The sequence below is a fragment of the Streptomyces sp. CAI-85 genome (assembly GCF_013363615.1).
Lineage (GTDB): Bacteria > Actinomycetota > Actinomycetes > Streptomycetales > Streptomycetaceae > Streptomyces > Streptomyces antibioticus_B.
The window spans coordinates 1-767 of sequence record NZ_JAANNX010000228.1; the positions used below are offsets into that span (position 1 = coordinate 1).

Consider the following 767-nt stretch of genomic DNA (forward strand, 5'->3'; position numbering starts at 1 on the left):
CGGCGGTAGCGGCGGCCGATGGCGCCGGCGTCGTCGAACTCGATGTTCCAGTGCTGGCGCAGCGCCGCGGCGAGACCCTTGGCCTTCGGGGACAGGTCCGCGTTGCGCGACAGCGGCAGGACCGCGACCTTCACCGGGGCGAGGCGGTGGTCGAGGCGCAGCACCGTGCGCTTCTCCATCTTGCCCTTGGCGTTGGGGGCCTCGTCCTCGACGTACGCGTCGAGGAGGAAGGCGAGCATGGCACGGCCGACACCGGCGGCCGGCTCGATGACGTACGGCGTCCAGCGCTCCTGGGCGTCCTGGTCGTAGAAGACGAGGTCCTGGCCGGACGCCTTGGAGTGGGCCGTGAGGTCGTAGTCGGTGCGGTTCGCGACGCCCTCCAGCTCACCCCACTCGTTGCCGCCGAACTGGAAGCGGTACTCGATGTCGGCGGTGCGCTTGGAGTAGTGGGAGAGCTTCTCCTGCGGGTGCTCGTACCACCGCATGTTCTCCTCGCGCATACCGAGACCGGTGTACCAGTTCCAGCGCTGCTCCATCCAGTACTCCTGCCACTTCTCGTCCTCGCCCGGCTTGACGAAGAACTCCATCTCCATCTGCTCGAACTCGCGGGTGCGGAAGATGAAGTTGCCGGGCGTGATCTCGTTGCGGAAGGACTTGCCCATCTGGGCGATGCCGAACGGCGGCTTCTTCCGCGCGGCAACCTGCACGTTGGCGAAGTTGGTGAAGATGCCCTGGGCGGTCTCGGGGCGCAGGTAGGCGATGGAGCC

The 767-nt window shown here is 67.4% G+C and carries 1 protein-coding gene; it reads right to left on the bottom strand.

Features of this window, described 5'->3' with window-relative positions; translation table 11 throughout:
• A partial coding sequence (locus G6W55_RS37955; RefSeq protein ID WP_175525100.1) for a glycine--tRNA ligase occupies positions 1–767 on the bottom strand: 767 nt, incomplete at both ends.